General features: G+C 60.8%; 16 protein-coding genes and 1 pseudogene. 6 read left to right on the forward strand and 11 right to left on the reverse strand.

Annotation, left to right across the window (positions count from 1 at the left end; genetic code table 11):
• The 3 genes and pseudogenes from HP546_RS11000 to HP546_RS11010 all read right to left on the reverse strand — a co-directional run.
• Window positions 1-290: pseudogene (locus HP546_RS11000) on the reverse strand (glycosyltransferase); the annotation flags it as partial.
• Window positions 274-2,031 carry a carbamoyltransferase gene (locus tag HP546_RS11005; protein WP_172224416.1) on the reverse strand — a complete coding sequence of 586 codons (1,758 nt, stop codon included), beginning with the start codon at window positions 2,029-2,031 and terminating at the stop codon, window positions 274-276. The gene HP546_RS11005 and the pseudogene HP546_RS11000, both read right to left, overlap by 17 nt.
• Window positions 2,032-2,155: 124 nt before the next feature.
• Complete coding sequence (locus HP546_RS11010; protein ID WP_172224419.1) at window positions 2,156-2,992, reverse strand: 23S rRNA (adenine(2030)-N(6))-methyltransferase RlmJ; 837 nt, start codon at window positions 2,990-2,992, stop codon at window positions 2,156-2,158.
• Window positions 2,993-3,182: 190 nt separating this feature from the next.
• Here HP546_RS11010 and HP546_RS11015 point away from each other — a divergent pair, with 190 nt between their 5' ends.
• Window positions 3,183-3,437 (forward strand): hypothetical protein, encoded by a 255-nt coding sequence (locus HP546_RS11015; protein WP_172224422.1) that lies wholly within the window; start codon window positions 3,183-3,185, stop codon window positions 3,435-3,437.
• A 75-nt stretch (window positions 3,438-3,512) separates the two neighbouring features.
• Here HP546_RS11015 and putP read toward each other — a convergent pair whose 3' ends face one another.
• Window positions 3,513-4,991, reverse strand: a complete 1,479-nt coding sequence (putP, locus tag HP546_RS11020) for a sodium/proline symporter PutP (protein ID WP_172224425.1) — start codon at window positions 4,989-4,991, stop codon at window positions 3,513-3,515.
• A gap of 75 nt (window positions 4,992-5,066) precedes the next feature.
• On the opposite strand from putP, the gene HP546_RS11025 reads away from it, so the two are divergent.
• Together HP546_RS11025 and putA are read left to right on the forward strand one after the other, a co-directional pair.
• Window positions 5,067-5,285, forward strand: a complete 219-nt coding sequence (locus tag HP546_RS11025) for a hypothetical protein (RefSeq protein WP_172224428.1) — start codon at window positions 5,067-5,069, stop codon at window positions 5,283-5,285.
• Window positions 5,286-5,349: 64 nt separating this feature from the next.
• Window positions 5,350-9,303: a trifunctional transcriptional regulator/proline dehydrogenase/L-glutamate gamma-semialdehyde dehydrogenase gene (gene putA, locus HP546_RS11030; protein ID WP_172224431.1), complete on the forward strand. Its 3,954-nt coding sequence runs from the start codon at window positions 5,350-5,352 to the stop codon at window positions 9,301-9,303.
• A 388-nt stretch (window positions 9,304-9,691) separates the two neighbouring features.
• Here the strand turns inward: putA and HP546_RS11035 are convergent, their stop codons facing one another.
• From HP546_RS11035 to HP546_RS11050, 4 genes are all read right to left on the reverse strand, one after another.
• The gene (locus HP546_RS11035; RefSeq protein WP_172224434.1) at window positions 9,692-9,955 is read right to left on the reverse strand and encodes a DUF3077 domain-containing protein; all 264 of its coding nucleotides are present in this window, start codon (window positions 9,953-9,955) and stop codon (window positions 9,692-9,694) included.
• Between the two features lie 76 nt (window positions 9,956-10,031).
• Window positions 10,032-10,274, reverse strand: coding sequence for a hypothetical protein (locus HP546_RS11040; RefSeq protein WP_172224437.1), 243 nt, complete (start codon window positions 10,272-10,274; stop codon window positions 10,032-10,034).
• 628 nt (window positions 10,275-10,902) lie between these two features.
• Window positions 10,903-11,352 (reverse strand): hypothetical protein, encoded by a 450-nt coding sequence (locus tag HP546_RS11045; RefSeq protein ID WP_256678458.1) that lies wholly within the window; start codon window positions 11,350-11,352, stop codon window positions 10,903-10,905.
• A complete protein-coding gene (locus tag HP546_RS11050; protein ID WP_172224443.1) occupies window positions 11,352-12,035 on the reverse strand; it encodes a hypothetical protein in 684 nt (227 codons plus the stop codon). The genes HP546_RS11045 and HP546_RS11050 overlap by 1 nt, the downstream gene beginning before the upstream one ends.
• A gap of 402 nt (window positions 12,036-12,437) precedes the next feature.
• Here HP546_RS11050 and HP546_RS11055 point away from each other — a divergent pair, with 402 nt between their 5' ends.
• The gene (locus tag HP546_RS11055; RefSeq protein WP_172224446.1) at window positions 12,438-14,240 is read left to right on the forward strand and encodes an acyl-CoA dehydrogenase; all 1,803 of its coding nucleotides are present in this window, start codon (window positions 12,438-12,440) and stop codon (window positions 14,238-14,240) included.
• Here the strand turns inward: HP546_RS11055 and HP546_RS11060 are convergent.
• The 3 genes from HP546_RS11060 to HP546_RS11070 are packed head-to-tail and all read right to left on the reverse strand — an operon-like array spanning window position 14,237 to window position 17,134.
• On the reverse strand, window positions 14,237-15,169 hold the full coding sequence (locus tag HP546_RS11060) for a DMT family transporter (RefSeq protein ID WP_172224449.1): 933 nt from the start codon (window positions 15,167-15,169) through the stop codon (window positions 14,237-14,239). The two genes, HP546_RS11055 and HP546_RS11060, sit on opposite strands and share 4 nt — an antisense overlap.
• Before the next feature lie 2 nt (window positions 15,170-15,171).
• Complete coding sequence (locus HP546_RS11065) at window positions 15,172-16,128, reverse strand: 2OG-Fe(II) oxygenase (protein ID WP_172224452.1); 957 nt, start codon at window positions 16,126-16,128, stop codon at window positions 15,172-15,174.
• A 25-nt stretch (window positions 16,129-16,153) separates the two neighbouring features.
• Entirely contained in the window at window positions 16,154-17,134 is a 981-nt protein-coding gene (locus HP546_RS11070) for a hypothetical protein (RefSeq protein ID WP_172224455.1), read from the reverse strand.
• Window positions 17,135-17,258: 124 nt separating this feature from the next.
• Here HP546_RS11070 and HP546_RS11075 point away from each other — a divergent pair, with 124 nt between their 5' ends.
• The gene (locus tag HP546_RS11075; RefSeq protein ID WP_172224458.1) at window positions 17,259-18,137 is read left to right on the forward strand and encodes a LysR family transcriptional regulator; all 879 of its coding nucleotides are present in this window, start codon (window positions 17,259-17,261) and stop codon (window positions 18,135-18,137) included.
• A gap of 118 nt (window positions 18,138-18,255) precedes the next feature.
• On the forward strand, window positions 18,256-19,346 hold a 1,091-nt coding region (locus tag HP546_RS11080; protein ID WP_172224461.1), incomplete at its 3' end, for a TldD/PmbA family protein.

A 19,346-nucleotide genomic window follows, 5' to 3' on the forward strand; every position in this document is an offset into this window, starting at 1 on the left:
CGGTGGGCAATGCAGAATGCGAATTTGCGCTCGGCCGCGATCCGCCGTAGTGCGCGAATGGCGCCGAGCTTCAGCCCACGCACGGCCTTGGAGCTGAACTCCAGGAACAGCACCTCGTCCGACGCGCAGCCGGCCGCCACTTGAGGATCGGCTGCGCCGGTGAGGAACACCGTGGTGACCTGGTAGCCACGCCCCTGGAACAGGCTGGCGTACTGACGGGCACAGTCCAGGAACGGCCCGTCATAGCCATGGCAGAACTGCAGGATGCGCGGTTCAGAGCGGCTGGTCATACGCGGCTGCGCCGTCCTTCACCACCAGGATGTCTTCCATGATCAGGTACTGCAGGTCCGAGCCGAAGAACATGTTCAAGGCGTCGGTCGGCGAGCAGATCATCGGCTCACCACGGCGGTTCAGCGAGGTGTTCAGCGACACGCCGTTGCCGGTCAGGTCTTCCAGCGCTTTCATCATGTCGTAGTAGCGCGGGTTGTATTCGCGCTTGAGCACCTGGGCACGCGAAGTGCCGTCCTCGTGAACCACTTCCGGCACGCGGGTCTTCCACTCTTCAGCCACTTCGAAGGTGAAGGTCATGAACGGCGCCGGGTGGTCGACCTTGATCATCTGCGGGGCGACGGTGTCGAGCATCGACGGGCAGAAGGGTCTCCAGCGTTCACGGAACTTGATCTGGTGGTTGATGCGGTCGGCCACGCCTTCGACGCTAGGGCAACCGATGATCGAACGACCACCCAGGGCACGCGGGCCGAACTCCATGCGGCCCTGGAACCAGGCCACCGGGTTGCCGTCGACCATGATTTTGGCGATCTGCTCGGGCATGTTGTCGAGCTTGCGCCACTTCGGCGCGTCCGGGTGACGGGCGCAGGCGGCGATCACGTCCTCGTTGGAGTACGAAGGGCCGAGGTAGACATGCTCCATCTTCTCGACCGGCACGCCACGGGCGTGAGAGACGTAGGCAGCAGCACCAACTGCAGTACCGGCGTCGCCGGAGGCCGGCTGGACGAACAGCTCCTTGACGTCGGAACGGGCGATGATCTTCTGGTTGAGCTTGACGTTCAGCGCGCAGCCGCCGGCGAAGGCCAGCTTGCCGGTTTCACGCAGGGTATCGCCCAGGTAGTGATCGATCATCTGCAAGGCGAGCTTTTCGAACAGCGCCTGCATGCTGGCCGCGTAGTGGATGTACGGCTCGTCGGCGATGTCGCCTTCGCGTTTCGGGCCCAGCCATTCGATCAGCTTCGGCGAGAAATAGAAGCCCTTGCCTTTCTCTTTGTAGCGGCGCAAGCCAATGACGTTGGCGTACTCGGTGTTGATCACCAGTTCGCCGTTTTCAAAGCTGGCCAGGCGCGAGAAGTCATACTTGCTGGCGTCGCCGTACGGCGCCATGCCCATGACCTTGAACTCACCGTCGAGCATCTCGAAGCCAAGGAACTCGGTAATAGCGCCATACAGGCCACCGAGGGAATCCGGGTCGAAGAATTCCTTGATCTTGTGGATCTTGCCGTTTTCGCCATAGCCGAAGAAGGTGGTGGCGTACTCACCTTTGCCGTCGATGCCCAGGATCGCGGTTTTTTCCTTGAAGCCCGAGCAGTGGTAGGCACTGGAAGCGTGGGCCAAGTGATGCTCGACCGGCTCGATCTTGACCTTTTTCGGGTCGAAGCCCAGCTGCTCCAGGCACCAGACGATCTTCTTGCGGTAGCGCTTGTAGCGACGGTTGCCCATCAGGATCGCGTCGATGGCGCGGTCGGGGGCGTACCAGTAGCGCTTGGCATAGTGCCAGCGCGCTTTGCCGAACAGGCTGATCGGGGCGAACGGGATGGCTACAACGTCGACGTCGGAAGGCTTGATGCCCGCCTGCTCCAGACAGAACTTCGCCGACTCGTAGGGCATGCGGTTCTTCGCATGCTTGTCACGCACGAAGCGCTCTTCTTCGGCGGCGGCAATCAGCTTGCCGTCAATGTACAGGGCCGCGGAAGGGTCATGGCTAAGGGCGCCGGACAGGCCAAGAATCGTCAATGCCAAGGGATTAGCCTCTTCGTTCGGTAGAAATGCGCCAGCGGCCTCATGGGCGGGTGGCGACTAAAGGGCGGGATTATAACGCAAACACCAAGAACTGCGCGCTCCTGCACAGGGATCGCGGCGCGGCTTATTCGGCGATCAGCCAGTCCATGCGATAGCTGCCGGCGGTCTGCGCCAGCTCTTTGGCCAGCCACGGCAGCAGCTCTTTGAGCTCTTCTTCCAGGCCCCACGGCGGGTTGGCGATGGCCAGGCCCGAGCCGTTCAGGCCCTGCGGGCTGTCCTGGTGATGCACATACAGTTCGAGCCGCAGCAACTTCGGCGCGCCAGTGCTGGTCAGGTCCTGGTAGAAACGGGTGAGCGAGCGTTGATCCTTGATCGGGTACCAGATGGCCGCGACAGTCTGGCGCATGCGGCCGATCGCCTCTTTCATCGATGTGGTGCAACGCTTGAGCTCGTCAGCCTGCTCGAACGGCGGGTCGATCAGCATGATCGCGCGCTTTTCCTGCACCGGCAGCAGGGCCCGCGGCACATGCCAGCCTTCGCCCAGGTGCACGGTCACACGCGGGTCTTTCTTCATGTTCTCTTTGAGCAGCGGCCCGTCTTCAGGGTGCTTTTCATTGAGCAGGGCGCGGTCCTGCTGGCGCATGAGGCGGCGGGCCAATTCGGGCGAGCCGGGGTAGTAGCGCAGCTCGCCGTCGGCATTGAGGCGTTTGATGACGCGCAGGTAATCAGCGGCCATGGCCGGCAGGTCATCGCGATTCCACAGGCGGGCGACGCCTTCCAGGTACTCGCCGGTGCGGGTCGCCTGGTCGCCTTGCAAGTCATACAGACCAAGGCCGGCGTGGGTATCGATATAGGCGAACGGCTGCTCCTTGCGCGACATCAGGGCGATGAGGCGGGTCAGCACGATGTGTTTGAGGACGTCGGCGTGGTTGCCGGCGTGGAAGGCGTGACGATAGTTCATGGCAACTCCTGCGCAAGCGGCAAGTTTACCTCGCCTTGCCAGCGGAGTCAGGTGCAGCGATCAACCAGCAACACTTCTTCAGGCGCTCCCGCCCCCCCTGAAAACCTTCATCCGCCGGAACGGGTTCCTGATTCTCCGCCGCGCTGCCAGCAGCAAGAATCCAGCTTCCACCCACCAGGAGTAGATGCAAATGAAAGCTTCCATTCAATACGATAAAACTCAAAATCGACTGCACGGAACACTCGGCGTGAACAATGTGCCCTACACCGCGCAGCTGAAACTCAAGAAACAAGATGGCACTGCCGAGACAATAGTGGTACCGAGCTCGAAGTCCGACGAGTGGGAAGTGAGCCTGGACCGCCATGGCCCTGGTACCTATGAAGCCAGGATCGTCCCGCGTGAAGCCGGCGCATTCGAGCCGACCCGGTGCGAGTTCACGCTCTAAGAACAATCGCCCCAAACGCAAGCGGCCCGAACAACTACATTGTTCGGGCCGCTTGCGTTACTCATTCACAACTCATCACTTGTCAGCGTGATACGCCGCATCAGCGGTTTCAAAGCGCTGCACCATCGCCTGCGACGGGCTGCCCAGCTTGCTCACCAGGAAAATGGCGATGCTGGCGAACAGGAAGCCGGGGATGATTTCGTACAGCCCGAGGGTGTCGAAGTTCTTCCACAGGATCACGGTCAGTGCGCCTACCACGATACCGGCCAGCGCGCCGTTACGGGTCATGCCTTTCCACAATACCGAGATCAGCACCACCGGGCCAAAGGCAGCGCCGAAGCCAGCCCAGGCATAGGCCACCAGGCCCAGTACGCGGTTTTCCGGGTTGGCCGCCATGCCAATGGCAATCAGTGCAACGGCCAATACCATCACCCGGCCTACCCATACCAGCTCGCGCTGCGAAGCACCCTTGCGCAGGAAGGCTTTGTAGAAGTCTTCGGTCAGCGCGCTAGAGCACACCAGCAGCTGGCAGCTCAGGGTACTCATCACTGCCGCCAGAATAGCCGACAGCAGCACGCCAGCCACCCATGGGTTGAACAGAATCTTGGCCAGCTCGATGAACACGCGCTCGTGGTTCTCGGTCACCGGGCCCGCCAGGTCCGGGTGCGCAGAGAAGTAGGCAATGCCGAAGAAGCCGACAGCACAGGTACCGGCCAGGCACAGGATCATCCAGGTCATGGAGATGCGACGGGCCTTGGCGATCGACTTGACCGAGTCGGCAGCCATGAAGCGCGCCAGGATGTGCGGCTGACCGAAGTAGCCCAGGCCCCAGCCCATCAGCGAAATGATGCCGATGAAGGTCGCGCCCTTGAGCATGTCGAAGTTGGCCGGGTTCTGCGCCTCGATGGCCAGGAAGGTCGTGTCGACGCCGCCCGTGGAGATCAGCACGATGATCGGCGTGAGGATGAGCGCGAAGATCATCAGCGAAGCCTGAACCGTGTCAGTCCAGCTCACCGCCAGGAAGCCACCGATGAAGGTGTAGGCAATGGTCGCCGCGGCACCGGCCCACAGAGCGGTCTCGTACGGCATGCCGAAGGTGCTTTCGAACAGGCGGGCACCGGCCACGATGCCGGAGGCGCAATAGATGGTGAAGAACACCAGGATGACAATGGCCGAGATGATGCGCAGCAGGCCGCTCTGGTCCTCGAACCGGCTGGAGAAGTAGTCCGGCAGGGTCAACGCATCACCGTTGTGCTCGGTCTGCACGCGCAGGCGGCCTGCCACGAACAGCCAGTTCAGGTAGGCACCGACCGTCAGGCCGATGGCAATCCAGGCTTCGGAAAGGCCCGAGAAATAGATAGCGCCCGGCAGGCCCATCAGCAGCCAGCCGCTCATGTCGGAAGCGCCAGCCGAGAGCGCAGTGACCACGCTGCCCAGGCTGCGACCGCCAAGGATGTAGTCGGAAAGGTTGTTGGTGGAGCGATAGGCGGCGAAGCCGATCAGCACCATTACCGCAATGTAGATCACGAAGGTGATCGTTAGTGGATTGCCCATGCGTGTGCCCTGGCGTTTGTTTTTATGTCATGCACAACCAACCGTTTGGATGGTTGCACCCAGGCGGCGAATCCTATGCAACAACGCAAAGACGGTGCAACCCTTTTTCAGTTACAAGTTGCACCTTCTGCAACATTTTCAGATAAAGCCGCTTTTTTGCTCCTTTTGGGAGCATCAACCGCAATTTTCAGAAGAAAAAGCAACCAAAACGGCCCTTTCGGCCATATGGAAAAGAGTGTCGGACGAGTTGCACCCAATAAACGGAAAATTCCGGTTGCACCTGGTTGCACCTGAAATATCCTACAGCTACTCTTGGCAACAGCTTAGGCCACAACCGTGGCAATAATGAGGATAAGAAATGGCGACGACCACCCTTGGGGTCAAACTCGATGACCCGACCCGTGAGCGACTCAAGGCAGCTGCGCAGTCTATCGACCGCACGCCGCACTGGTTGATCAAGCAAGCGATCTTCAATTACCTGGAGAAGCTCGAGGGTGGTGCCACCCTGACCGAAATCAACGGTCATGCCAGCAGCCTGGCAGATGACGCCGGCGAAGTGCAGGCCGATCATGCTCACCAATGCTTCCTGGAGTTTGCCGAGAGCATCCTGCCGCAGTCGGTACTGCGCTCGGCAATTACCGCCGCTTACCGCCGCCCCGAACAGGAAGTGGTGCCGATGCTGCTGGAGCAGGCGCGCCTGAGCGCTCCGCTGGCCGAAGCGACCAACAAGATGGCCGCTGGTATCGCTGAAAAGCTGCGCAACCAGAAGAGCGCTGGCGGCCGTGCCGGTATCGTCCAGGGCCTGCTGCAGGAATTCTCCCTCTCCTCCCAGGAAGGCGTGGCACTGATGTGTCTGGCCGAAGCGCTGCTGCGCATCCCCGACAAAGGTACCCGCGACGCCCTGATCCGCGACAAGATCAGCAACGGCAACTGGCAGCCACACCTGGGCAACAGCCCATCGCTGTTTGTCAACGCGGCTACCTGGGGCCTGCTGCTGACCGGCAAGCTTGTTTCCACCCATAACGAAGCAGGCCTCACCTCCTCGCTCACCCGCATCATCGGCAAGAGCGGCGAGCCGATGATCCGCAAGGGCGTCGACATGGCCATGCGTTTGATGGGCGAGCAGTTCGTCACTGGCGAAACCATCGCCGAAGCTCTGGCCAACGCCAGCCGCTTCGAGTCCAAGGGCTTCCGTTACTCCTACGACATGCTTGGCGAAGCTGCACTCACCGAGCACGATGCGCAGAAGTACCTGGCGTCCTACGAACAGGCGATCCATTCGATCGGCAAGGCTTCCCATGGCCGTGGCATCTATGAAGGCCCGGGCATCTCGATCAAGCTGTCCGCGCTGCACCCGCGCTACAGCCGCGCCCAGTACGAGCGCGTGATGGAAGAGCTGTACCCGCGCCTGCTGTCGCTGACCCTGCTGGCCAAGCAATACGACATCGGTCTGAACATCGACGCCGAAGAAGCCGACCGCCTTGAGCTTTCCCTCGACCTGCTCGAGCGCCTGTGCTTCGAGCCGTCCCTGGCGGGCTGGAACGGTATCGGCTTCGTCATCCAGGCCTATCAGAAACGCTGCCCGTACGTGATCGACTACGTCATCGACCTGGCCAAGCGCAGCCGCCATCGCCTGATGATCCGCCTGGTGAAAGGCGCCTACTGGGACAGCGAGATCAAGCGCGCCCAGGTCGAAGGCCTGGAAGGCTACCCGGTCTACACCCGTAAGGTTTACACCGACGTGTCCTACGTGGCCTGCGCCCGCAAGCTGCTGGCCGTGCCGGAAGCCATCTACCCCCAGTTCGCTACCCACAACGCCCACACCCTGTCGGCCATCTACCACATCGCCGGCCAGAACTATTACCCCGGCCAGTACGAGTTCCAGTGCCTGCACGGCATGGGCGAGCCGCTGTACGAGCAGGTGGTCGGCAAGATCTCCGAAGGCAAGCTGAACCGTCCTTGCCGCGTTTATGCGCCGGTCGGCACCCACGAAACGCTGCTGGCCTACCTGGTGCGTCGCCTGCTGGAAAACGGCGCCAACACCTCGTTCGTCAACCGCATCGCCGACCACTCGATTTCCATTCAGGAACTGGTTGCCGACCCGGTCGCCAGCATCGAGCGCATGGGCACCCAGGAAGGCAGCCTCGGCCTGCCACACCCGCGCATCCCGATGCCGCGTGAGCTGTATGGCAGCGAGCGGGCCAACTCGGCCGGTATCGACATGGCCAACGAACACCGCCTGGCGTCGCTGTCCTGCGCCATGCTGGCCACCGCGCACAACGACTGGAAAGCTGCCCCGCTGCTGGCCTGCAGCGCCAGCGAGTCCGCTGCTGCACCTGTGCTGAACCCGGCGGACCACCGCGACGTGGTCGGCCATGTCCAGGAAGCCACCGTAGGCGACGTCGACAACGCCATCCAGTGCGCGATCAACGCCGCGCCGATCTGGCAGGCCACGCCGCCGGCTGAACGCGCCGCCATCCTGGAACGCACCGCCGACCTGATGGAAGCCGAGATCCAGCCGCTGATGGGCCTGCTGGTGCGTGAAGCCGGCAAGACCTTCGCCAACGCCATCGCCGAAGTGCGCGAGGCGGTGGACTTCCTGCGCTACTACGCAGTGCAGGCCCGCAACGACTTCAGCAACGACGCCCACCGCCCGCTGGGCCCGGTGGTGTGCATCAGCCCGTGGAACTTCCCGCTGGCCATCTTCACCGGCCAGGTGGCTGCGGCACTGGCCGCGGGCAACCCGGTACTGGCCAAGCCGGCCGAGCAAACCCCGCTGATCGCCGCACAGGCCGTGCGCCTGCTGCTGGAAGCCGGCATTCCTGAAGGCGTGCTGCAACTGCTGCCAGGCCGCGGCGAAACCGTCGGTGCCGGCCTGGTCGGTGACGAGCGCGTCAAGGGCGTTATGTTCACCGGCTCCACCGAAGTTGCCCGTCTGCTGCAGCGTAACGTTGCCGGCCGCCTGGACAACCAGGGCCGCCCGATCCCGCTGATCGCCGAAACCGGCGGCCAGAACGCCATGATCGTCGACTCCTCGGCACTGACCGAGCAGGTGGTGATCGACGTGGTGTCTTCGGCCTTCGACAGCGCCGGCCAGCGTTGCTCGGCCCTGCGCGTGCTGTGCCTGCAGGAAGACTCCGCCGACCGCGTGATCGAAATGCTCAAAGGTGCCATGGCCGAGAGCCGCCTGGGCAACCCGGACCGCCTGGCCGTGGACATCGGTCCGGTGATCGACGCCGAAGCCAAGGCCGGCATCGAGAAGCACATCCAGGGTATGCGCGAAAAAGGCCGTTCGGTTTATCAGGTCGCCATTGCCGATGCTGCCGAGGTCAAACGCGGCACCTTCGTCATGCCGACGTTGATCGAACTGGACAGCTTCGACGAACTGAAACGCGAAATCTTCGGCCCGGTGCTGCACGTGGTGCGCTACAACCGTCGCAACCTGGACCAGCTGATCGAGCAGATCAACAATTCCGGCTATGGCCTGACCCTGGGCGTGCACACCCGTATCGACGAGACCATTGCCAAGGTGGTGGAAACCGCCAACGCCGGCAACATGTACGTCAACCGCAACATCGTAGGTGCAGTGGTGGGCGTGCAGCCGTTCGGTGGTGAAGGCTTGTCCGGCACCGGCCCGAAAGCCGGCGGCCCGCTGTACCTCTACCGCCTGTTGTCGACCCGCCCGGTCGACGCAATAGCTCGCCACTTCGCACTGCAGGATGGCGAAGGCAAGCCAGACCGCGCCCTGCACGAGCAACTGAGCAAGCCTCTGCACGGCCTGAAGGCCTGGGCCGAAGGCAACCAGCTGGCCGACCTGGCCACACTGTGCAGCCAGTTCGCCGGGCAATCGCAAAGCGGCATCGCCCGCCTGTTGCCAGGCCCGACCGGCGAGCGCAACAGCTACACCATTCTGCCCCGCGAGCATGTGCTGTGCCTGGCAGACAACGAAGCCGACCTGCTGGCGCAGTTCGCTGCAGTGCTGGCGGTTGGCAGCTCGGCGGTATGGGCTGACGGCGAACCGGGCAAAGCCCTGCGCGCCCGCCTGCCGAAGGAGCTGCAGGCCAAGGTCAAGCTGGTAGCGGACTGGAGCAAGGATGAGGTAGCGTTCGACGCCGTGATCCACCATGGCGACTCGGACCAGCTGCGCAGCGTGTGCCAGCAGGTAGCCAAGCGTGCCGGGGCGATCGTCGGTGTGCACGGGCTGTCCAGCGGCGACCATCAGATTGCGCTTGAGCGACTGGTGATCGAGCGGGCGGTGAGTGTGAACACTGCGGCTGCTGGGGGGAATGCCAGCTTGATGACCATTGGCTGAGGCTGGGGGTTGTTGAAAGGAAAGGGAGAGCTTCGGCTCTCCCTTTTTTATGGGTGTCTTGAGATTGGGGGTGGGCTGGCAGGTGTCCGCCACAACAGTTTCTGCGCCTGTGAGATCGAGCGCCGCCCGCGCGGCGCATCGCGGATAAATCCGCTCCTACATCTGTTGCAACGTGGCCATGCCTGTGAGGCCATGGTTGTCAGCCGGTTTGCAAGACTCAAGACATGCGCCAGGGCTGGCAACCATGGCGTTACAGGTTCGGCACGTTGCAACAGATGTAGGAGCGGATTTATCCGCGATGCGCCGCGCGGGCGGCGCTCGGTCTCCTAGGCGCTGAAATTGTTGTGGCGAACACATGGCTGCCTTCATGCAACCTGAAGCCGCCCCCTCACTGCTTCATCCCCAGCTCAGCATCATCCATCAGCGCCTTGGCCATCGCACTCAAATAATGCGCAGCCCAGAGCATCATCGGTTTCTCATCCATCAACCCGATGATGGTCAATTCGCGCACATAGCCCATCAATTCCGAAGACTGCTCGCGTGCGTCCCTGCACGGGATACCCGGCTCGATGCGAAACAGTGGATGTGTGCCATTTTCGCCCTGGTAGAAAGTGGTTTTGCCGACGGTGAATTGGGTGTCTTCTGTTGTCATTGTTCAATCCCCTGAAAATTCTAGGCTGCCTGGCCTGGCCGTTTCGCGGGCAGGCCTCACAACACATAAATCAGCCTTAGTGCGAAGTTCTGGACTCGCTGGGCATCTGCACCTGAACCAGCGCAGACTCCAGCAAAGCCTGCAGCACCTCCAGCTCATGCATCGAGGTCATCATCAGGATCGAAGCCGGCGACATGGGCTGCAGCTGCATGGCGTGGTGCACAACGGTTGCGGTACACGGCGCGTGATCGGTGGCCTGGACCAGGGTGTCTTCAGGGGAATGGGCGTTAAGGGGTGGATCGGGGACTATCTTCAGCATCATGGTTCACCTAGTGATAAGGGCCACCACACACCTGCTGTCAAACAAGAGGGTGGCAGCTGTACATGGGTTGACAGACCGGTAGGCAAACCAAAACCCGGCGCACACGAAGTGCCCCATGCACAGCTGCCATAAAGGCAAAGCCATGCGGTTTGACCTAAGCGGCCTGTCAAAGCCGGTCACTGATTTCACAGCGACCACCCGAGACTAGGGCCCTACCCAGAGCACCGCAATGGCTTGGAGGGGGTTGGGAGTATGTTTGGGAAATGGACTACATGGAATAGGTGAAAACCTAAAGTGATCTGCCGAAATTGGCCGGAATGCGGTGAGACTGGCAGGTGTTCGTCGCACCCATTGCAGCGCCGGCGAGACCGAGCGCCACCCGCGCGGCGCTTCGCAGCACAAGGCTGCTCACATTTGTTGCAACGTGACCATGCCGGTGAGGCCATGGTTGTCAGCCTTGGTGCATGACTGAAGGAGTGCGGGGCGGCAGCCGCGCCAACGTGGAGATATCATCAAACCAACAAAGCGGGCGACGATGGCCGAACAGGTTTGGCACGTTGCAAAAAAAGTAGGATCAGCCTTGTGCTGCGAGGTATGCGGCGAACAACTCGCGGCATCGGCTAAACTATCTTTCCAAGATGGGCGATCCAGAGGTGCGCCAAAGCCACCAGATACTCCACCCCTTAATCGCCTCTGAGGCAATTAACAACCCAACCCATATCCAGTTATTGATGCCAGCAACCACCATAGGTAAGAGCAAAACCACCGAAATTGACGGAACAATGAAAAACAATCTGAATGGCATCTGCACCACCGCCAAAAAAACCACGAATTTTTGATACTTGAAAAAACTCACACACGTAACAATAACTGAAAGCTGTAAAAACAGCCCAACCCAAATCACATAACCTGAACCACCCCAACTCCGCACCACTTCAAGACCACTGCTCAAATCCGACCACAAAGGTATTGCGCCTCGGGCGACATTACGCAAGATGTACAAAATAATATAAAACGCATCCATACTTGCCCAAAGCAAATGTATAGATCGTTGCTTATTTATATTTGAGACCATCAATATGCTCCCCTTCTATACTCATACTCCTCGTCAGGCACCACAGGACGCCGGTGCCAAGACTGCCCCGTGATCGCCCATGCATCATCAGCCTGTACATAGTTTTGCGTTATCCGTCGTACATCGCCATATCGATGTATAGCCGACAGCCTGGCGAAACTCCGCTCACTTTCACCCAACGGTACCCACCTCTGACTCACAACCCTACGGGTATTGGCATAGTCTTTTCCCTCGCTCGAAAAAAGACGCCCCTCATCCCCTCGAGATGTTACAAAGTTTGCCGCCAATGCCGCACCCGACCACAGTAAATTTGTATCAATACTGAATATCTTCCACTTTCCAGGACCTTCCACCTCTGGGTATTTACTCTCAGATAGCAGTAGATCCAGCTTTGATTCGGCCCATCTCAAGCGAGGGTAACGCGCTACATCAACCGGAGAAATTGGCTTCTCCCGAATAACAAACCATCTGCCGTCCTCCACCAGCTTCAAAGCTCGCTCGATATCAGCCTGCAGCAGAGGACGCCCAGGCGGCAGATCACAAGCCCTCTGGAAATCACGCAGCCCACTCAGGGTGGTATTTTCCAGCAAAGCTTTGCAGACTACCGAACAAGCAAAAAAATGGTCTTCAACCCTCTCTAACTCTTCTTTCCAGACGTCTCGCCACTCACAAATCCTGTCCATAGAATTCCTCCACAGTGAAGAGTCAATATCTACCTCATGTTCCATCACCGCGGTCGTAGGAAGTTTCTGTAACGCACGTAGGTAGCTTCCTGCCGTCTTCTCCGAACAAGTCTCTGATGCCTCAAATTCCTAATACTGTCAGTGGAATAGCAGAGCCTAAAGAGTGCCAAGGCTGACAGGTGCATGCCTTTTGATCTCACTGGTGCTGCAATGCTCGCAATGCTCACTGTGAACATCTGGTTCCCTTGACGCTCACTCAACCCAGCCCCTTCGCCCCGTCAACCAACATCAGACGCTCCAAATGCGAGAATCTGTGACTGAACATCATCTGAATCAATCATGGTAGCCAGCTCTGTTCGGCCAATCCTAGACTCGCACCAAGCCCGCTCTAGGACCGCCCCCATGCCCGAGACCCTGCTCTGCCACCGCAACCTGGCCTTCGAGCTCTACGAAGTCCTCGACGCCCAAGCCCTGACCCAACGCCCGCGCTTCGCCGAGCACAGCCGCGAAACCTTCGACGCGGCCCTGACCACCGCACGCACCATCGCCGAAAAGTTCTTCGCTCCGCACAACCGAAAGGCCGACGAAAACGAGCCGCGCTATGTAGACGGCCGCGCCGAGCTGATCGCGGAGGTGAAGCCGGCAGTCGACGCCTTCCTCGAAGCCGGCTTCCTCAACGCCAACCGCGACTTCGAGGTCGGTGGCATGCAGCTGCCCAGCCTGGTTTCGCAGGCCTGCTTCGCCCACTTCCAGGCCGCCAACGCTGGCACCACGGCCTACCCGTTCCTGACCATGGGCGCGGCGAACCTGATCGAGAGTTTCGGCACGGATGAACAGAAACGGCTGTTCCTGCAGCCGATGATCGAAGGCCGCTACTTCGGCACCATGGCGCTGACCGAGCCCCACGCAGGATCCTCGCTTGCCGATATCCGCACCCGTGCGGAACCGGCGGGCGACGGCAGCTACCGGCTCAGGGGCAACAAGATCTTCATCTCCGGCGGTGACCACGAACTGTCGGAAAATATCGTGCACATGGTCCTGGCCAAACTGCCGGACGCACCGCCAGGGGTGAAGGGCATCTCGCTGTTCATTGTCCCCAAGTACACGGTGAATCCGGACGGCAGCCTTGGCCCGCGCAACGATGTGCTGCTGGCCGGGCTGTTCCACAAGATGGGCTGGCGCGGCACCACCTCCACCGCCCTGAACTTCGGTGAGAATGGCCAGTGTGTCGGCTACCTGGTCGGTCAGCCACACCACGGGCTGACCTGCATGTTCCAGATGATGAACGAGGCGCGCATCGGCGTCGGCATGGGTGCAGTGATGCTCGGCTATGCAGGCTACCTGTATTCGCTGGAATACGCCCGCCAACGCCCGCAGGGCCGGCTGCCGGACAACAAGGACCCGCACAGCCCGGCAGTGCCGATCATCGAGCACACCGATGTGAAACGCATGCTGCTGGCCCAGAAAGCCTACATCGAAGGCGCCTTCGACCTTGGCCTGTACGCCGCACGCCTGTTCGACGACACCCATACCGCCTGCGATGAAAGTGATCGCAAACAGGCGCAGGAACTGCTCGACCTACTGACCCCGATCGTCAAGTCCTGGCCCTCGGCGTTCTGCCTCAAGGCCAATGAACTGGCTATCCAGATTCTCGGCGGCCACGGCTATACCCGCGAATACCCGGTTGAGCAGTACTACCGCGATAACCGCCTGAACCCGATTCACGAGGGCACCGAGGGCATCCAGTCGCTCGACTTGCTTGGGCGCAAACTGGCACAAAACAAGGGTGCCGGGCTCAAGCAACTCTTTCGGCTGATGGCAGCAACTGGCGAGCGCGCCAGCCACCATCCAAACCTTGACCCCCTGCGCCAGCCGCTGGAGCAATTGGTCAACCGCCTGCAAAGCGTAACCCTGGTACTGCTCGGCGACCTGGCCAAAGGTAAAGTCGCTGAAACATTGGCCAATTCAGCCCTTTACCTCAAAGCCTTCGGCCACTGCGTGATCGGCTGGCGGTGGCTGGAGCAGGCGATTCACGCAGAGCTCGGCATGCTCAAAGGCAACCCCGCCGACCACGACTTCTACCTCGGCAAGCTGCAAGCCGCACGGTACTTCCTGACCTGGGAAGTACCAGGCTGCCATCACGAGCTGACATTGCTCGAGGCACGCGATGACACTTGCCTCAACATGCAAGACGCGTGGTTCTAGGGGGTGCCTTCGTGTTCCACGCTCGCCGCCTGCCTCGGCCTGCGTGGATTGCGAGCAATGGCAATGCCTGCTGCAACTACTGCAATCCCTACATAGGTCGTCCAGTGAATTGCATCGCCGAACATCAGCGCGGCCCATAGCAAAGTGACCGGTGGTTCCAGGTAGACCAGGGCCGACACACGTGTAGCCGACAGCTTTGTCAGCAATACCCAAAGACTCAGGTAGGCGATAAACGTCGAGAAAAAGGTCAGCCATGCAACCGCCGCCCAAACTTGCGTGCTGCCAGGCACATCGATCAAGCCCAGCGGCACCCCCGTGGCTGTGAGCAGTACGAGCGTGGCCGTGGATTGCAGAAACAGAGGCATCAGCAAGCCATCCTTGCTGTGGTCTGTCGCCAGAACCGATTGCCGTCGCTGATAAAGCGTGGCGATCGACAACGTGACTGCTGCGATCAGCGGCAGGGCATACAACCAGAGAGCAAGCCGGGCCGTGGACAGGTTGTACTCACCCAGAACCACCACGCTGACACCTGCAAACCCAACCGCAAGCCCAAGCCACTCCTGCCGGCCACTGCGTTCTTGCTGGTCCTTGTTGCTCATCGATGCCGTGATCAACGGCTGCAGCGCGCAAATGATCGCTGCAATCCCCGCTGGTAGGCCTCCGCGAATGGCTATGTAAACGCTGACCAGGTAAGCAAACTGGGCCAGGAACCCGATAACTGCGTTGTAGCGCAGTTGCGCCCACGACAGCGCACGCAGCCGATGCCAGACAAACGGCAGCAGGCAGATGCAAACCAGCAGAAACCGCCAGAACAGCAGGTTTATCGCACCTGCGTCCTCCGTACCCATGCGGGCACCAATAAAGCCCGAACTCCAGGACAGGACAAAGACGGCTTGCAGCAGTATTAGGTACAGCGCACCGCTTGGCATATTCACGCCCCTGTGTGATGCAGTTCATCGAAGGTGATCGGGGTGATGCCAGTACCTGCGAACTGGCGGGCAGCCGGGCGGAGCAAGGCCCAACGCAACTTCAACCAGTTGGGGATGGTGGCAGGAATGCCGTCGTCGGAGGCCAGGTGCCAGAAACGGTTGGAATCATCGGCGAAGTAAGGGCAATGGAACGACAACACCAGTGACATGCGTCGCCCGCTGAGCACTGGACGAACACCGTGGAACAGTCGGCTGCCGTAGATGAACAGGGCATCACCAGGGTCGTCCAGCCGTGCAGTTTCGAAGGTCCGGTAATCCAGGGCATCGAAGCTATCGACCGTACCGTTGTGGAACAGGAACTCACCCCCGCTATAGTCGGCGGCCCCCGACAGCACGATATTCAGCACATAGTTGGTGCCGTCCGTGTGCCACATGCCCAGTTGCTGCTGTTGCTCGGCAGGCCTGGGATAGAAGTAGTTGATCTGCGAGCGGGCATTGAGGATGGGGTAAGGCACAAGCGGCACGCCGGCAATGCGTGATACAGCCAGCAGAAACGAGCGACTGCACATCATGTCGTTGATGAACGAGGACAGTGCCGTGACCCCGCGCGTACGCCGGGAAATGATCCAGTCACTGTCACCCGCGCGGTCCTCCAGACGTGCACAAACGTCTTGCAGGACCGCAACACCCTCGGGGGTGAACAGCCGATGGACGACTGCCGCCCCGGTGATGCTGTCCACTGCAATGTTTGCGTGCGGGCTCTGACCATATCCGAGCTCACCCAGTGTTCTGGTGTCGCTGACGGTGGGCCCGTGCTGGCAGAGGAAATCATCGCGCCAGGCAATCTGCTCGGTCAGGCACGTCGACGAAGGCTGTGGCGTGCGTTTCAAGGTCGACTTGAGCGCCAGCTTCACGCGCCCCATGCCGCGTTCGAACAAGGGTAAGGTGTGTAGGTTCATGGTGTGTCCTGTCCCTGTGGATCCGCTACTGAAGGTACTTCGCGATCTGATAGCGCACCGAGCCATCACCACTGGCAAATTCGTCCACCACGCTGCAGTTGCAGTGCTGGGCCCTGATGCGCCGGAACTGTTCGGGCGTGTATTTGAGGCAGATGTTGGTCAGCAGATGCCCACGCGCCTGCTGGCGCTGCACGGGTTGCAGCGTCACCGCCACATGGATCGCCTCATCCTGTATTCGCAGCGGCACGAGGAGGGCCTGATGCTCACCCGACGGCGTGAAGCCTTGTTGCAGCGCAACCATTCGAGAGAACTCAAGCATGTTGGGGTTGGCGTAGAACCCGAGAATGGCGTTTTCCAGGCCCTGCTCGTAGACCTGCATTTCAGAAAGGATGTAGGTGGTTTCACCCGCCAGGCTTCTGATCAGCCTACCGGTGCTGACGGGCAGTTCATTACCCTCCTGGAAACCCAGCAGGGTAATCAGGGTGAGCTCCTGATCGTGACGCAAAGCGTCGTGGGTGAGGGTGCGGTAATCGGCGGCAATGTAATTGAAGCTGCCATCCGCTTGCACGATAGGACGCAGCGCATCGCTCATCTCGGATTCCGAGGTCTGGTTGATATCGATGGCGGTGTAGCGAATGGAGCTGGAGGTCTCGGCCATGCGCTTGAGCAAGCAGGCACTTTTGACCGGCTCGGGGCCTAGTTCGACATAGTGAACGCGGCGCCCGTTGGCCAGCGCTGCCAGCCGCTCGGCCACATTGCCGATGATGCTTTTGAGCGCCCCTTGCCCCCGTGCGTCAGCACATAGCCCGCTCTGGCTGATGCCTTGCTCATTCAATGCGCGCATGAGCAGAAATATCTCGTGATTGAAACGATGATCGCCCTCGCCTTCATGCTCAGGCTGAACCAGGGTCGAGTACTTCTCGTGGTTCTCGACTGTCCACAAGCGTGCGTTCTGGTAGGAGGGGGTGCGTACGAGTGCATCTACAACGAAGTCGTTAAGGCTCATCCGTATCATTCCATTGCATTTTCGGGGGGAGGCATGTCTTGACCACACAGTAAGAGGGGGTATAACCCCTGTACAGTTGATTAAATCGAAGCGCTGGTTCGATCCGGATAAATCAGGTGGCTAGATGGGCAAAGGGCTCGACATCAATGTACTGAGAACCTTCCAGGCCGTGGCCCGGCTGGGGCGATTCAAGGATGCAGCGGACTACGTTCACCGCAGCCCATCGGCAGTGACGACGCAGATCCAGAAGCTGGAGGAAAAAGTCGGGCAACAATTGTTTGCGCGCAGCAATCAGTCGGTGGAGCTGACGCCGGCAGGTCGGCACTTGCTGGGTGAGGCAACACGTTTTCTGATGGCCCATGACCGGCTGCTGGCCACGCTGTCGCCGCAGCAGATGACCGGCAAAGTGCGCCTGGGTGTACCCGATGGCTATGCCGCCAACCTGATGAGCGACTTTTTGCCGGTATTTGTAGCCAGCAACCCGCAACTGGAACTGGAGGCGGTCGCTTGCTCCAGCGCAGAACTTATCGACCTGTTTGCCCGCCAGCGGCTGGACCTGGCAGTAGCGGTCAGCAGTGAAAACTGGGAGCAAGGCGAGTGGCTGCGCTCGACCCAGCCGCGCTGGGCTGCCGCCCCCGGGTTCGATCATGATGCCAGCCGCCCTTTGCCGCTGGCACTGCAACTGAAGGGCTGCCCGTACCGTGAGGCCGCCTTGCACGCTTTGAAGGCCCACGGCATTGCGTACCGTATCCTGCTGGAAAGCGCCAACTGGCATGCGGTGCTGGCGTGCATGCGCAGTGGCCTGGCAGTCGGTATCGTCGAAGGCCTGGAGAGCGCTGATACATCGCTGGCATTCGTGCAAGGGCTGGGCTTGCCCGGCTTCGCCGAACACCACCTCTACCTGCTGACGGATACCTCTCACCACGTCGCGTTGCAGCTGAACGAGATGTTGAAGGCCGCCATCCAGAAAGATGGCCTGTCGGCGCCGCGCGTTATTTCCTGACCAGGCAAGTACCGGGCTGCCATAATGTGCTGCATTGCTCGAGGCATTCGACACACCTGCCTCGCCCTGCAAGACGCGTGGTTCTAGGGGGAGCCACCGTGTACACGGAGGCTTCCGCATGTTCGATTCCAGCGCCCTGCTGCGCCAGCGCTTTGCCGCGCTGCGCAGTACGGCCGAGTTGTTTTCCCTGCGCCATGTGACCCAGTCGCACCAGGCGCTTTCGGTTCGCCGCAATGTTGCAGAACCGCCGTTCTTCAGCCAGGACGAAGGCGCCATGCTCATCGCACGGGTGAATGGGGTGGAAGCTTATGCGGCCACCGCCGACCTGTCCCAGGCAGGCCTGCAGCGAGCACTGGAACGTGCCGAGGCACTGGCCCGGCAGATTGCCCGGCATAGCCTGCTCGATCTGCGCGATCAGCCAGTGACCGATGCACGCCACGACCACATTTCGCCCAACTTCGACCAACCTGTACCCACCCTGGGCGACTGCCTTGGCCTGCTCGCCGCTGAATCGGCCAGCGTGCCCAAGGACAGCCGCCTGGTAGACTGGCAGGCCAGCCTGGGCCTGAGCCTGGTCGAGCAGACCTATCTCAATTCGGCCGGCGCCGAACTGCGCCACGCCCAACGCTTCCTGTTCCCCGGCCTGGGCGTCACCGCCAGCGATGGCCAGGACAGCCAGAGCCGTAGCCTGGGCCGCGACAACTTCGGCCAGCAGGGTGGCTTCGAGATCATCGAGCGCTGCGGCCTGGTGGGCGCAGCCAGCCGGGTGGCTGACGAAGCGCTGCAGCTGCTGCTGGCCCCGAACACACCCAGCGGCCCGCGCGACCTGTTGCTGATGCCGGACCAGATGATGCTGCAAATCCACGAGTCCATTGGCCACCCGCTGGAGATGGACCGTATTCTCGGCGACGAGCGCAACTACGCCGGTACCAGCTTCGTCAAAGCCAGTGACTTCGGCCACCTGCAATACGGCTCCCCGCTGCTGAACGTGACCTTCGACCCGACCATCGGCGAAGAACTGGCCAGCTATAGTTTCGATGACGACGGCACCCCGGCCAGCAAGCAGTTCCTGATTCGCCACGGCCTGTTGCTGCGCCCGCTGGGCGGCGCGCTGTCGCAGTTCCGTTCTGGCCTGGACGGCGTGGCCAACAGCCGCGCCTGTGGCTGGAACCGTGCGCCGATCGATCGCATGGCCAACCTCAACATCGA

The organism is Pseudomonas sp. CM25, assembly GCF_013179705.1.
In the GTDB taxonomy this organism is placed as follows: Bacteria; Pseudomonadota; Gammaproteobacteria; order Pseudomonadales; family Pseudomonadaceae; genus Aquipseudomonas.